Source organism: Photorhabdus stackebrandtii (genome assembly GCF_011189495.1).
Classification (GTDB): domain Bacteria; phylum Pseudomonadota; class Gammaproteobacteria; order Enterobacterales; family Enterobacteriaceae; genus Photorhabdus; species Photorhabdus khanii.
In genome coordinates, this window is record NZ_PUJV01000009.1 from 158,530 (window position 1) to 173,740 (window position 15,211).

Annotated in this window: 14 protein-coding genes; all 14 read right to left on the reverse strand. The window is 41.5% G+C overall.

Annotated elements, in window-relative coordinates; all coding sequences use genetic code 11:
* Positions 1-1,083: a phospho-N-acetylmuramoyl-pentapeptide-transferase gene (gene mraY, locus C5470_RS10335; protein WP_166288482.1), complete on the reverse strand. Its 1,083-nt coding sequence runs from the start codon at positions 1,081-1,083 to the stop codon at positions 1-3.
* Positions 1,077-2,456 carry a UDP-N-acetylmuramoyl-tripeptide--D-alanyl-D-alanine ligase gene (gene murF, locus C5470_RS10340; RefSeq protein ID WP_036842740.1) on the reverse strand — a complete coding sequence of 460 codons (1,380 nt, stop codon included), beginning with the start codon at positions 2,454-2,456 and terminating at the stop codon, positions 1,077-1,079. The genes mraY and murF overlap by 7 nt, the downstream gene beginning before the upstream one ends.
* Positions 2,453-3,940, reverse strand: a complete 1,488-nt coding sequence (gene murE / locus C5470_RS10345; RefSeq protein ID WP_166288486.1) for a UDP-N-acetylmuramoyl-L-alanyl-D-glutamate--2,6-diaminopimelate ligase — start codon at positions 3,938-3,940, stop codon at positions 2,453-2,455. Before murE ends, murF begins: the two co-directional genes overlap by 4 nt.
* Positions 3,927-5,693, reverse strand: coding sequence for a peptidoglycan glycosyltransferase FtsI (locus C5470_RS10350; RefSeq protein WP_166288489.1), 1,767 nt, complete (start codon positions 5,691-5,693; stop codon positions 3,927-3,929). Before C5470_RS10350 ends, murE begins: the two co-directional genes overlap by 14 nt.
* 26 nt (positions 5,694-5,719) lie before the next feature.
* On the reverse strand, positions 5,720-6,040 hold the full coding sequence (ftsL, locus tag C5470_RS10355) for a cell division protein FtsL (RefSeq protein WP_166288585.1): 321 nt from the start codon (positions 6,038-6,040) through the stop codon (positions 5,720-5,722).
* Entirely contained in the window at positions 6,037-6,981 is a 945-nt protein-coding gene (gene rsmH / locus C5470_RS10360) for a 16S rRNA (cytosine(1402)-N(4))-methyltransferase RsmH (RefSeq protein WP_166288492.1), read from the reverse strand. Before rsmH ends, ftsL begins: the two co-directional genes overlap by 4 nt.
* A gap of 2 nt (positions 6,982-6,983) precedes the next feature.
* Entirely contained in the window at positions 6,984-7,442 is a 459-nt protein-coding gene (mraZ, locus tag C5470_RS10365) for a division/cell wall cluster transcriptional repressor MraZ (RefSeq protein ID WP_021323947.1), read from the reverse strand.
* A 630-nt stretch (positions 7,443-8,072) separates the two neighbouring features.
* A complete protein-coding gene (gene cra, locus C5470_RS10370) occupies positions 8,073-9,077 on the reverse strand; it encodes a catabolite repressor/activator (RefSeq protein WP_166288495.1) in 1,005 nt (334 codons plus the stop codon).
* Between the two features lie 88 nt (positions 9,078-9,165).
* Positions 9,166-9,657 (reverse strand): acetolactate synthase small subunit, encoded by a 492-nt coding sequence (gene ilvN, locus C5470_RS10375; RefSeq protein WP_023043363.1) that lies wholly within the window; start codon positions 9,655-9,657, stop codon positions 9,166-9,168.
* A 2-nt stretch (positions 9,658-9,659) separates the two neighbouring features.
* Entirely contained in the window at positions 9,660-11,387 is a 1,728-nt protein-coding gene (ilvI, locus tag C5470_RS10380) for an acetolactate synthase 3 large subunit (RefSeq protein WP_166288498.1), read from the reverse strand.
* Positions 11,388-12,412: 1,025 nt separating this feature from the next.
* Positions 12,413-13,006, reverse strand: coding sequence for an MFS transporter (locus C5470_RS22780; RefSeq protein WP_242687899.1), 594 nt, complete (start codon positions 13,004-13,006; stop codon positions 12,413-12,415).
* A 46-nt stretch (positions 13,007-13,052) separates the two neighbouring features.
* Positions 13,053-13,604, reverse strand: coding sequence for a hypothetical protein (locus C5470_RS22785; RefSeq protein WP_242687901.1), 552 nt, complete (start codon positions 13,602-13,604; stop codon positions 13,053-13,055).
* A 49-nt stretch (positions 13,605-13,653) separates the two neighbouring features.
* Positions 13,654-14,325, reverse strand: a complete 672-nt coding sequence (locus tag C5470_RS10390) for a dTMP kinase (protein ID WP_166288501.1) — start codon at positions 14,323-14,325, stop codon at positions 13,654-13,656.
* Complete coding sequence (locus C5470_RS10395; protein WP_242687903.1) at positions 14,318-15,184, reverse strand: radical SAM protein; 867 nt, start codon at positions 15,182-15,184, stop codon at positions 14,318-14,320. Before C5470_RS10395 ends, C5470_RS10390 begins: the two co-directional genes overlap by 8 nt.
* Positions 15,185-15,211 lie beyond the last annotated feature (27 nt).

Consider the following 15,211-nt stretch of genomic DNA (forward strand, 5'->3'; position numbering starts at 1 on the left):
TTAACGTACCTTCAATGTTGCCAGGCCAATCAGTACTAACATCAGAGAAATAATCCAAAAACGCACGATAACGCGCGGTTCCGGCCAGCCCTTCAATTCATAATGATGGTGAATAGGTGCCATACGGAAGATACGCTGTCCACGCAGTTTAAAAGAACCCACTTGCAAGATGACTGATAGGGTTTCTACTACGAATACACCACCCATAATTACCAGCAAAAATTCCTGGCGCAGCAACACAGCAATGGTTCCAAGTGCACCACCTAATGCCAAAGAGCCCACATCACCCATGAAAACCTGAGCCGGATAAGTGTTGAACCACAGGAAACCTAATCCAGCGCCAACAATCGCAGTACAGACGATAACCAGCTCACCCGCATAGTTCAGGTAAGGAATATGCAGATAATTGGCAAAATTGACGTTACCTGTTGCCCATGCCACAAGGGCAAAACCCGCCGCAACAAAAACGGTTGGCATAATTGCCAAACCATCCAACCCGTCAGTCAGATTCACCGCATTGCTGGTCCCGACAATCACGAAGTAGGTCAACAGAATGTAAAGCACACCCAGTTGCGGCATCACATCTTTAAAGAATGGCACGACTAATTGCGTTGCTGGGGTATCTTTCCCAACACTGTACATCGTAAATGCCACACCCAATGCCAGAGCGGACTGCCAGAAATACTTCCAACGGGCAATCAACCCCTTAGTATCTTTGCGCACAACTTTGCGATAATCATCCACGAAACCAACAATGCCGTAGCCAATCAGAACAGTCAGTACACACCAGACATAGGGGTTATTCAAACGAGCCCACAACAGTACAGAAATCGTGATTGAAAACAGGATCAACAATCCCCCCATCGTCGGTGTACCACGCTTGCTAAAGTGAGATTCCGGCCCATCATTGCGAACAACCTGCCCAATTTGTAATTTTTGCAGGAAAGCGATTAAACGCGGCCCCATCCATAATGCGATAGCCAGTGCAGTCAGCAGGCTGACGATGGCTCTAAACGTCAGATAAGAAAAGACATTAAAGCCGGTGTGATACTTGACCAGATATTCGGCCAGCCAAACTAACATGTGAAGCTCTCCTGTAATGCGCTGACGACATCTTCCATCGCAGTGCTGCGCGAACCTTTAACTAAAACGGAAATCACTGTGTGTTGTTGTAATAGTGGAACCAACGCTGCAACCAACGCGGCTTTATCCGCAAAATGCTGTCCACATCCACTCGCTTCACTAATGTGAACACTTAACGCGCCCACACTGAATACCTTATCGATACCCCCCAAAGCCGCAGCTTCACCAACCTGACGATGGTAGTCTTCTGATTGTTCACCCAACGCACCCATATCACCAACAACCATTACCCGGTAACCCGGCATTTGTGATAACACTTGAGCCGCAACGGTCATCGAACCGACATTGGCGTTATAAGTGTCATCAAGCAGCAATTTTCCTTCTGCCAGATTGATTGGAAACAACCGACCTGATACAGGTTTCAGCCCGGATAAGCCAAGACGGACATCTTTTAACGTTGCGCCAACAGAAATTGCCAACGCACTGGCAGCTAACGCATTGGCAACATTGTGTTTTCCCGGTAATGGCAAAGTGATTTCTGTGCTGCCAGCGGGAGTATGCAGACAAAAGTCCGTAGTCAACTGTTTGACCTGAATATCTGTAGCGTAAAAATCAGTATCTGATGCTTGTTGTATGGAAAAACGCTGTACTTTTTTGTCACCGATAACTTGTTGCCAGTGCGTCCAATCATTGCTTTCCATATTGATAATGGCAGTACCATTTTCTGGAAGACCGACAAAAATTTCCCCTTTCGCTTTTGCAATACCCGCCAGAGAACCAAAATCTTCCAAGTGTGCAGTAGACAGATTATTTACCAGTGCCGTTTCTGGTCGGGTCATTTCCGTGGTATAGGCAATCTCACCAATATGGCTTGCACCTAATTCAATCACGGCAAACTCATGTTGTTCTGTCAGTCTGAACAATGTCAGCGGCACACCGATATCATTATTCAGATTACCCACAGTATAGAGCGTATTACCGCACTGACGCAGAATCGCAGCGGTCATCTCTTTCACCGATGTTTTACCGGATGACCCTGTCAGCGCAACGACACGAGCGTGACTCTGTTGACGAACCCAGCCAGCCAATTTACCCATAGCCAGACGAGTATCTTTGACCACGACTTGCGGACAATGAACATCCAGTACACGGCTGACCAACAAAGCACTGGCCCCCGCATTTACTGCATCAACAGAAAAATCATGGGCATCAAAACGCTCACCTTTCAATGCAATAAACAGACTGTCATTTCCAACTTTGCGGCTGTCAGTAGTAACATCACTGATATAGATATCTGCGGCCTGCTGTTCAGTAACCTGTTTCAGTACGCCATCAGTAACTTGCGCCAGTTGTTGCAGTGTAAGGGAAATCATGCGATCACCCCCAGCAACCGGGCAACAGTCAATCGATCTGAGTAATCCAAGCGACGATGACCTACCAATTGATAATCTTCATGACCTTTACCCGCGATCAATACAACATCATCTGCTCTTGCCCGCATGATGGCACTGGTTACCGCTTCAACACGGCCATGAATCGCTATTGCTCGCCCCGGGTCAAGAAAACCCGTCAGAATGTCAGCAACGATTGCCTGTGGTTCTTCACTGCGCGGGTTATCATCAGTCACAATCACATAATCAGCCCACTGCTCTGCTACGCCTCCCATCAAAGGGCGTTTGCCTTTATCACGATCACCACCACAACCAAAAACGCACCAAAGCTTACCTTTACAATGCAAACGAGCAGCTACCAACGCCTTTTCCAATGCATCAGGCGTATGAGCATAATCGACAACAACAGTTGGTTTACTCGGTGCAGTGAATACTTCCATTCTCCCGCAGACAGGTTCTAAGCAGGAAGCTGTTTCAAGTAGTTTTTCTAGTGGATAATCCAATGCTAATAAAGTAGAAAGTGCCAACAACAAGTTACTGACGTTAAATGCTCCCATCAGAGAACTATCAATTGTACCGCCTCCCCAACTAGACTCGAAAGTAATAGAGACACCTTTATCGTAATATTTTATTTCACGAGCCGCCAACCAACGCCCCTGCCAGTTTTCCGGCAGACGGTTCTCCATCGTCACAGCAACTGCTTGTGATAAACGGGATAACCACTTCAGGCCAATATCATCATCAACATTAATGATTTGTTGTTTCACATTGTGAATAGAGAATAACAACCACTTAGCTGCTTCGTAGTGCTCCATATCACTGTGGTAATCAAGATGATCACGGCTCAAATTGGTGAATACCGCCGCCTCAAATGGCAACGCAGCCACCCGACCCTGAATCAGCCCGTGAGAAGAAACCTCCATTGCCGCAAAGGTCGCCCCTTGCCGAACAAGTTGTTGCAGATCCAGTTGAATATCAACGGCTGAACCGGTGGTATTTTCACTCGGCGCCACTCGCTCCAGTAATCCATTACCAACAGTTCCCATTACTGCACTAGTTTCACCTAATCCGTGACTCCACTGAGCAATTAATTGAGTAGTGGTTGTTTTTCCATTGGTTCCAGTAACACCAATCAGACGCAATTTATTACCAGGATGGCGATAAAACTCACCGGCTAATTGTGATAACTTATTATTCAAATCACTCACATAAACAACCGGAACACCGTGCATAACCTGCACAGTCCCGTTATCAGCTTCGCCCAGGGCTTCTGCAATAACCGCCGCGACACCTTGTGCGATGGCCTGAGGAATGTAGTGTCGACCATCTGCCTGATGCCCTTTAATGGCAACAAACAGATCTCCGGCAGCCGATTTACGGCTGTCCAATGTCATTTCGCGTAACACGCACTCTGGGGCATCAATACCCAATGGCGCGAGTAAATCGCGTAGATTACGATCTGCCACCTGTATCCTCTTTCTTATTAATCACAAATTCATTTTTATCACCTGCCGCCAAAGCATCCGGCTCCACATTCATGATGCGCAGAACACCGCCCATAATGGCACCAAATACCGGCGCAGAAACCGCACCGCCGTAATACTTACCTGCTTGTGGATCATTAATGATCACAACCAGTGAAAATCTTGGATTACTTGCAGGAGCAATACCTGCGGTGTAAGAGATATATCGATTAACATATTTGCCATCCGGCCCGACTTTCCTCGCAGTGCCGGTTTTGATTGCAATCCGATAACCTTTTATCGCTGCGGGTGTTCCACCACCACCGGGCAAAGCCACACTTTCCATCATATGGACGACCGTGCGCATAATTGGCTCAGGAAATACCCTTGTACCTGGCACGGGTGGATCAACCTTAGTAATCGACAAGGGGCGATAAACACCCATGCTGCCAATCGTTGCATAGACCCGCGCTAACTGTAATGGCGTAACCATCAACCCATAGCCGTAAGAAAAGGTGGCCCTATCAAGATCTGACCACCGTTGCCTGTTTATTGGATATAAGCCACTGCTTTCTCCGACCAACCCCAGATTGGTCGGTCTTCCCAACCCAAAGCGTGAATAAACATCCACTAACTCTGTCGCAGGCATCGCTAACGCCAGCTTAGAAACACCAACGTTACTTGATTTTTGTAAGATACCCGTGATAGATAATTCTGAGTAACGGCCCACATCTCTAATTTCCTTGCCGCTGATCCTATAAGGCACTGTATTAATAACGGTATTTTCTTTAACAATACCATCATTCAGCGCGGCCATGACCACCAGAGGCTTAACTGTTGAAGCCGGCTCGAAAATATCGGTGATAGCACGGTTACGCATCGCTTCTTTTGACGTATTGATGCGATTATTTGGGTTATAAGATGGGCTGTTTGCCATTGCCAGCACTTCGCCGGTATTAACATCCACCAATACCGCTGTACCGGACTCCGCTTTATTAAAGGCAACCGCGTTGGTCAGTTCGCGGTAAACCAATGCCTGCAAACGTTCATCAATGCTCAATACCAGATTGTGTGCCGCCAGACTATCAACAGAGGAAATATCTTCGATGACACGACCAAAGCGGTCTTTGCGTACCGTCCGTTCACCCGGCTGACCTGTCAGCCAGTGATCAAAACTTTTTTCGACACCTTCAATACCCTGACCATCAACGTTAGTCACACCAATAATATGAGCAGTAACCTGACCTGACGGGTAATAACGCCGGGATTCCTGACGCAAATAAATTCCCGGCAATTTCAGTTTATGAATATAATCACCAACCGATGGGTTAACCTGACGCGCCAGATAAACAAAGCGACCTTTAGGATTAGCACTAATTTTGCTGGTAAGTTGTTCAACCGGCAGATTAATCGCATCCGACAAAGCTTTCCATCGGGTATCATCAGTCATTCCCCCTTTTTCAAATACCTCTTTCGGATCTGCCCAAACAGCATTTACCGGCACACTGACAGCCAGAGGTCGCCCCATACGATCGCTAATCATTCCGCGAGCAGTCGGAATTGACTGTACGCGCAGGGAACGCAAATCCCCTTCTTTAACCAATTGCTCCGGATTGATAACTTGCAGGTAAGCCACTCTCAGCAGCAAGCAAATTAAAGCAAGGGCAATACCTCCACACAGCAAGGCAAAACGCCAGCTAACAAAACTGGCTTTATCTTCTTGCCGTTTCAACTTCGCGAAGCGTGATGCTTTCATTGCTTACCTTATAATCATCAATTGACTCACTGTGAAACAACAATGTTTTCCTGTGCAGGATTAACATGCTGCATATGCATTTTTTCAACGGCTATCCGTTCAACTCGGCTGTGATCACCAAGGGCGTTTTCTTCAAGGATCAAATTACGCCACTCGATATCCAACGCATCACGTTCCAATACCAGATGTTCTCTTTTAGCCGTCAACAAACGGGTTTCATGTGTCATAGTGACAACACTTATGGCTGAAACTATAACAGCGACTAGAAGGATCAACGGTATTTTGGCATTTCTAAGCAAATCACTGCCGATAATACCGGTTAACCCGTGACGTTCACCTGCCATTATTCACTAACTTTTTCAGCAAAACGTAGGACAGAACTACGAGCCCGTGGGTTATCAACTACCTCTTCCTCTGAGGGTTTCATCTTGCCAACAGATTTCAGACTACGCCCACCTTGCGCTTTCAATTGCTCTTCTGTCAGTGGCAATCCTGCCGGCACCTGTGGACCACGACTGTTATGACGAATAAATCGTTTAACAATCCGATCTTCCAGTGAATGAAAACTGATAACTGAAAGCCGCCCTTGTGGTGCAAGCGCCTGTAATGCCCCCTTCAGCGCCTGCTCAATCTCTTCCAGCTCACTGTTGATATAAATTCTGATAGCCTGGAAGCTCCTTGTCGCAGGATGCTTATGCTTCTCTTTCACCGGACTGGCCTGAGCAATCAAATCGGCCAGGGCTTTCGTCCGGGTAATTGGCTCTTCCTGATTACGTGTAACAATTACTCTGGCAATACGTTTAGCGAAACGTTCTTCACCAAACGTTTTTAACACCCATGCAATATCATCCGCTTCAGCTTTCATTAGCCATTCTGCCGCTGACTGCCCGCGAGTCGGATCCATCCGCATATCCAGTGGCCCATCACGCATAAAAGAAAAACCACGCTCCGGATCATCCAACTGAGGTGAGGAAACACCTAAATCCAGTAATACACCATCGATTTTTCCGGTCAGCCCGGCATCTTCTACATGGTGAGCCAATGCAGAAAACGGCCCATGTATTATTGAAAAACGCGGATCGGTGATCGCTTTTGCCGCTTCAATTGCCTGCGGATCACGATCAATGGCAATTAAACGACCTGCCGTCCCCAGTTGCGACAAAATCAGACGCGAATGCCCACCACGACCAAATGTGCCATCAATATAGATTCCATCTTCACGAATATTCAGTCCATTGACTGCTTCATCCAGCAATACACTGGTATGTTTAAAATGACTGTTTGCCATGTTTATAGTGATAAATCCTGTAGCCGTACTGATAAAGGTTCCTGAGTAGATCGCTCAGCCGCAATGTCATCCTTAACCTGTTGATACCAAGTCTGCTCATTCCACAGTTCAAATTTGTTGAACTGACCAACCAGCATGACCTCTTTGGCTAGCCCTGCGTGCTGACGCAGTGTATTCGCTAACAAAAGACGTCCTGCACTATCCATTTGGCATTCACTGGCATGACCTAAGAGCAAACGTTGTACCCGGCGTTCCGCCGGATTCATGCTGGATAAGCGGGAGAGTTTTTCTTCAATAATTTCCCATTCAGGTAGTGTATAAAGCAACAGACATGGCTGATGGAGGTCAATGGTACAAACCATTTGCCCTTGTGATTCCTCGTTTAGCATAACCCGGTATCGGGTAGGTACGGCGAGCCGCCCCTTGCTATCGAGATTAACCAACGTTGCTCCACGAAACATCTTCAGGTTGCCTTAGGCGATCAAAAATTACCACTTTATCCCACTAATCCCCACAATAAGGAGTTTACGGATGGGACGAAAACCTTGTCAAGCCAGAGCCGATGCGCTTTAGCTATATTTGGTAGAAGAATTTTGGCAGTTAAGGAGAATAATTATTAAATTTAGCAATATCAATAATAATTAAAGCCATGATAATTTTGAATAATTTTACAAGTAAAAGAGAATAAATGTTTGCGCTAAAATAATGAAAAAATAATTGTGTTATTAATTTATTTACATAATTTACATTTCATTACTATTCAACGAATGTACAAAAATATTTATCATTTCATTTGATGCATTCAACGTTAAAACCAATTGGCAATGAAAACATCACACAATAAATATTATTAAAATCAATTTAATATATAAATAACAGTAAAAGCAAAGCAGAAAACAGACAAACATCAATCTGAAAAGACATTGTTATCAGCCCTTTCTTCTACTAAACAATTTATGTATGGAAGAAATTGCATTTGAGTACGCTGAAACACTCAGATAAAAATTGCCTTAACGTTGTTCTTGCATACTTCTTTTACAAATCTGGTAGCAAAAGCGCCCCATCAAAGAATTAATGAGGAGCTTTTATTATCATTTCCGACTCAAGCTTCCTCGCCGGCATAAGTCACGATGTATCCGTGTGATACCGGGTCTTGGTTTCTGTTTTTCATCCAGACTCGCCAATACCAGTTCCAATACCCGTTCCGCCACTTCACGATGACGCTGCGCTACAGAAAGCACCGGACACTCAAGGAAATCCAATAATTCATGATCACCAAAAGTCGCAATAACCAATTGATTTGGTAACCGGCCACTGTGTTTAAGCGTAACATCCATGACTCCCTGTAACAGAGCAAAAGAGGTAGTGAACAACGCCTGTGGCATTGGGTGAGTTTCCAACCACTTGGCGAACACTTCAGCCGCTGCATCACGCTCATAGCTGTTTGAATAAAGGTACATAACCTGACGAGGGTCATCTTCCCACGCTTCACGAAATCCCTGTTCACGCAAAAAACTGACTGACAGTTCAGGTAATGCGCCGAGATACAGCACAGATTCAGCGGGGAATTGACGAAACTCTTGTGCCAACATCTTTGCATCTTCAAAGTCATCGCCCACTACGCTGATAAAATGTTCATTTTCTAATGCACGATCAAGCGCAACAATAGGTAAAGAGCGGTTTGCCCAGTGCTGATAAAAAGGATGCTCCGGCGGTAATGCGGTAGAAACAATAATTGCATCCACCTGGCGTTGTAACAAGTGCTCAACGCAGCGCATTTCATTATCAGGCTGATCTTCTGAACAGGCTATCAATAATTGATAACCACGCTGACGAGCCTGGCGCTCGAGATAATTCGCAATGCGGGTATAGCTGGTATTTTCTAAATCTGGGATAACCAGACCAATAGAACGAGTGCGTCCTGCACGGAGACCGGCTGCCACAGCATTAGGATGGTAATTATGCTCTTTGACCACTGCCATCACTTTTTCTACCGTTTTATCACTGACACGGTATTGTTTGGCTTTACCATTAATCACATAACTGGCCGTTGTGCGTGAAACACCTGCAAGGCGGGCGATTTCATCCAGTTTCACATTAACTCCTTCATAGACACCAAAAAAGGCCCTACTTTATCGCAGAGCCTCATAAATGTATGTATATTGCCCCGCAGTTTGCGATTTTTCATCGCATAATTTTATCCCCACGAGATACACCGACAATACCGGAACGAGCAACTTCAGCAATTTCAGCAACGTCACGAACGGCATCCAGAAATGCATCCAGTTTATCGCTGGTTCCTACCAGTTGCACAGTATACAAGGTAGAAGTCACATCAATGATCTGCCCACGGAAAATATCGGTACTGCGCTTGATCTCTTCACGTCCATACCCACTGGCCTGCAATTTCACCAACATAATCTCACGTTCTACATGAGAACCCGATGCCAACTCGCTGACTCGTAACACATCCACCAGCTTGTGTAATTGCTTTTCAATCTGTTCAAGTACCCTGGCATCGCCCTTAGTCTGAATTGTCATCCGTGATAATGTTGGATCGTCAGTTGGTGCTACAGTTAAACTTTCAATGTTGTAGCCACGCTGGGAAAACAGACCAACAACACGGGACAAAGCCCCTGATTCGTTTTCAAGTAATACAGATAAAATCCGGCGCATAATCAGGTTCTCTCCGTTTTGCTTAACCACATCTCATCCATTGCTCCTCCACGGATCTGCATAGGATATACGTGTTCAGTTTCATCCACTGTGACATCAACAAATACCAGCCGATGATTTTCAGTCACCTCTTTCAAAGCTTCTGCCAATTTACCTTCCAGCTCGTCATAACTCTGGATAGAAATGCCAATATGACCATAAGCTTCAGCCAGTTTGACAAAATCAGGCAAAGATTCCATATAGGACTGAGAGTGACGGCCTGCATAAATCATGTCTTGCCATTGTCTTATCATCCCCAGGAAACGGTTATTCAAGTTCAGAACCAGTACTGGCAGCCCATATTGCAACGCCGTGGACAATTCCTGAATATTCATCTGAATACTGCCATCCCCCGTCACACAGACTACTGTTGCTTCCGGTTTCCCCAATTTGACCCCCAACGCAGCCGGTAAGCCAAATCCCATTGTCCCTAAACCACCAGAACTGATCCAACGTCTTGGCCTGTCAAATGGGTAATGCAATGCAACAAACATCTGATGCTGCCCAACATCCGAAGTGACATAAGCTTCACCTTTAGTCAGACGATAGAGAACCTCGATAGCCGCTTGCGGTTTAATCTTTTCACCACTGCGATCAAAATTGAGGCATTTACGGCTACGCCATTGCTGAATAGATAACCACCAATCTTTCAGTGCATCCGGGTCCTGTGTATCTTCCACTGTCTCCAACAATTCCAACATTTGCCGCAGCACCGGTTTAGCATCACCAACAATAGGTATATCTGCGGCAACAGTTTTCGAAATTGACGTTGGATCGATATCAATATGCAAAACAGTTGCTTCCGGGCAATATTTCGCCAAGTTATTGGTTGTACGATCATCAAAACGTACGCCAACAGCAAAAATCACATCGGAATTATGCATTGCTTTGTTAGCTTCAAATGTACCGTGCATACCGAGCATTCCCAGGCTTTGCTGGTGAGTGGCCGGAAAACTGCCTAACCCCATCAGGGAGCTTACAACAGGAATGTTGAATTTTTCTGCCAATACCAGCAATTCTGCGGAACAATCTGCATTAATTGCCCCACCACCTACATATATGATGGGTTTCTTCGCATTCAACAGTTTTTTTAGTGCCCGTTTAATCTGCCCTTTATGCCCTTGCACCGTCGGATTATAAGAGCGCATGCTTATCTGCTCAGGATAAATATAGGGGAGTTTCACTGCCGGATTTACCGTGTCCTTTGGTAAATCAATGACTACCGGCCCCGGACGACCACTGGCGGCCAAATAGAAAGCTTTTTTCAGCACTTTCGGAATATCTTCCGCTTTTTTCACTAAAAAGCTGTGTTTCACGATCGGGCGGGAGATCCCCACCATGTCACATTCCTGGAATGCATCATTACCAATTAAGGAACTGGCTACCTGACCAGACAATACAACCATTGGAATTGAATCCATATAAGCTGTGGCAATACCGGTAATGGCATTGGTTGCTCCTGGACCGGAAGTAATCAATACCACACCAACCTTCCCGGTAGAACGAGCATAACCATCAGCCATATGAACTGCCCCCTGCTCATGACGTACCAGGATATGCTCAATGCCCCCAACCGTATGTAGGGCATCATAAATATCCAGTACTGCCCCCCCCGGATAACCAAATATATGCTTAACGCCCTGATCAATTAACGATCGGACGACCATTTCAGCTCCTGATAACATCTCCATAGGTTTTCCTCCAGGCTCTGTTTGCAAGTTAATAAATCGGAAGTTCCTTCCACTTTTATTTTAGTAAGACGAATGGCCTCTCAGCGATATATTGATGCTGAGTTAATTAACATAACGCTAGAAACAGATGTTAGCAATGTGAGTAAAGGCAGAATAGCAACTTTCTGGCAATTCTAAATGCCTTCTGTAAGCGTTATCTTACTACCAAGAAGCTAAAAGTAAGTAGAATATGAGTGGCTATACCTGAAAAGAACGACAACATATAGGTATTATCCGGTATATATACGATAAAAAACTAAAAAACAGTTTTCAAAATCGTTTAAGTCACCAAAGCATAAATCTGATAAAGGAAGTGTGGACGAATACCTCAGATAATTTAATCATAATTTCATCGTTTCTGAATAGCTATTGTGAATAATTCATTCAGGTAAAATCCATTTACCTCACTTTAATTATAAAACACGATAGAAACCATTATTTTTCCTGGAAGAACAATTCCACACATTCAATATTTACCTAGATACAAAAATATTCATCCTCATCACTAAATAACCCGACATAATAATCAGTCAAATGATTACTTAAAATAAATCAAATTATTTACACGGCTCATAAAACAATCTTAACAACTCATGAAAAGTATATTTCCATATTAAGGAAAACTCTATGCAATACATTATTAAAAAATTAACACCTTAAGTGTAAATTAATTTTCCGAATAAACCATCAACTCTTACATAATATAAAATCACACCAAAAACCCTCAATATAAATTCATCACCCATAGTGCCGAATATATATTTTAGCACTAACCATTTCACTTCAATTATTTAAGTTAAACTTTAACTCGCTCCATCATAAATTTATTTTTTATTAATCATAATTCATATTAATTTAAATAGCCAAGTTATGAATATAAATAAACTTGGCATATCTAAAAAACAACAAAAAATTTATTTACAACATTAAATTGTCTTTTAATACCTTCTCTAATACACTCTCCACTGGCCCTCAGTAAAACTGTGTCATGACGTGGATTTACGATTTATTAAAACAACCACAATTATGGTTAAAAAAATACCTATAAATGTTGTAAAAAAAACGATGCTTATGGAAAAAAAATAAGATATTGTGGAACCTATCAAAGGGCCAATAAACATGGAAAAACCAACAGAAATTGACGTTAAGCCAAATATTTTAGCCGAGTTATCATTCGTTGCGAATTTCTGCATATAAATGGTAACAATAATATTATTCATAGACGATCCTACTCCTATTATTACCATTGCTAAAAATATAAAAAATAAATTAATTTTATCAGGAAATAAATCGTTAAATTGATTTGTTATTCCTATTAAAAGATACCCCGACCCCCACAAAAAGAATGAAGATAACATAATATTTAAAGATATGTTAATCTTATACTTTCCAAATACTAAACCAATTAGAACACCTGAAACACCTGAAACACCTGAAAGACACATAGCAAAACTATAATGGCTTCCATTTAATCCCTGCTTCATAAAGCTAAGAGCTATTAGACTATCTGATAGATAGCCAAAACAAGTTAAAATGGAAATAACAATAAATGAAAACAATATTCTATTATCTTCCATCATATTAAAGTAATTAATTAGTGATATCTTGTTTTTTTTGCGGTTAACATTAATCAATGGTTCTGAAACAAAAATATAATAAGACTGCTGAAATAAAATAAAGCACTGATATTAAAATAATAATTTGTTTTACTGAGTAATAGATAAGAATAAAACCTAAAAATAACGGGGCCGACATTTTGTATATTTGAAATAAAATCTGCCAATAACTAAAGTTTTTTTCAAATTGGTTGGTTGATATGTTTTTTAATATTAAAAAATTAGAAGGTCCTAAAAATAAACGAAGGATGTTTTTAATAAAAGAATAAAGAATATATATATTAATGTCATCAATGTTGTATTGAAAAGTGGTAATAACACCGCAAAGTAACGAAATGATAATAATGTACTTTTTTGGTTTTATATTTTCATCCACAAATGACGAAACATAGGGCGTTAGAAATAGTAACGATGCAGCATATGAAATTGTATATAAAGATGAGTATATCGCTCCACCGTTCCAATGATATGTGATTAGCGTGAATGATATTATCATCTCCAAATACAAGGTGAAAGAATTTCCTGAGGAGGCTAATATTAATTTTCTAAATTCTTTATCCATTATTTCCCTCCAGCTAAAATAACCTCAGTAAATATAGAGCTTGCAGTAATTACATTTTTTTCAGCATTTCCACTTGAATAATATCCACTATTAATTTAATTACTGCATCTTTAGTTAATGTGTCAGTATCAATAATTTTCCAAGTGTCATCATAAAACGTCTGGTATTGATTAAGAACGTGTTTTTGATATTCTATAAAATCATACTTTTCATTTGTCTCTAATTTTCCAGATTCACTGGGTTTTAATATTTTTTTCCTTTTTTCAGCAATGTTTGGCGGAACATCAAGATATATAACCATGTCTGGTTTTGTGTTTATAGATAGAACCGATTTACTTAATTTTGCTAATTCCGTGGATTTAAGTAAGAATCTTGCTAGATATTTATAATACCAACTATCACATATAATAATTTTACCTTGCAATAAACAAGGTTGAATAATTAAACTATCTAAAACAGAAAACCATGATGCTATCAATAGAATCCAATGCCGGTTACCAAGTTCACCCAATGGAGCTGAAATGTCATAATCCCAAAGGATATCTCGTATTTTTCCCATGTGATACATACTATACCCAGATGGTAGTAAAGGATAATTTTTATCTAAAAAAACAATATTATTATAATCTAGAGATAAAATATCATAAACTTCGCGTGAAATCGTTGATTTACCTGCACCATCATTTCCTTCAAAAGCTATAAATAAACCGCATTTAATCATTTCTTTTTTCTCCGTAGTACGCTTCAGTATCAAGTGAATTTCTACCACTACCGATAATAAATGGTTTGAATCCATATTTTTGATATAATTTATGCATCTCAATATATGTTTTATAAATATCTTCAAAAATAGGTCTAGGGTGATTTTGATATTCAGAACCATGATCGGGATGAAAGACTGCTATTGCTGGAACTATGCCATTTTTTGAAAAAAATTCCATTCCTTGTACTAAATCATTTAAAGGTTCTAATCCCGCTACAAACCCAACATAAACATTGCCTTCACCTAACTCTGAAACAGCAGCTAAGTATGCTTCTAATAGATTATTTCTCCCGTAGTCCTGTGATTTACCAGGACATATCTGATCAAATAATTTAGGATTAAATATTTCCAAACTAATAGCCCAGCTATCAATAAATTCAGAAATCCCCTTTATTTTATTTAGATTTCTAGGGGGCATTGATATTAGATGACTGTTAAGATTGTTTTTTTCACAAAAAGGTTTTAGAGAAATTAATAATTGTTTGTGCATTTCAAAACCAATATCATAATTACGAGTTGTACCACCATTAATGAGTACTCTTTTATATCTATTAATGTTGTTAGCTTCTATTATATTCATAACTTCAATTATTTTTGACGGTCTAATAGACTTTTTATGATCTGATAAACTATTTCTAGCTTCACCTAATGAACAAAATTTACACTGACGGCCATCATTAAAATAATAACAATGCCCTGGAGAGAAAAAACCCAAAGTTGTATCACCGTACACCGTGACGTATTCTTCTACTCTACTGCCATCTGAAAGTTCTATACCATCTATATCTGGTTTAATGGGAAATATAACTTTAAACAAAATGTTGTCGGCTTTTATCTAAATAAT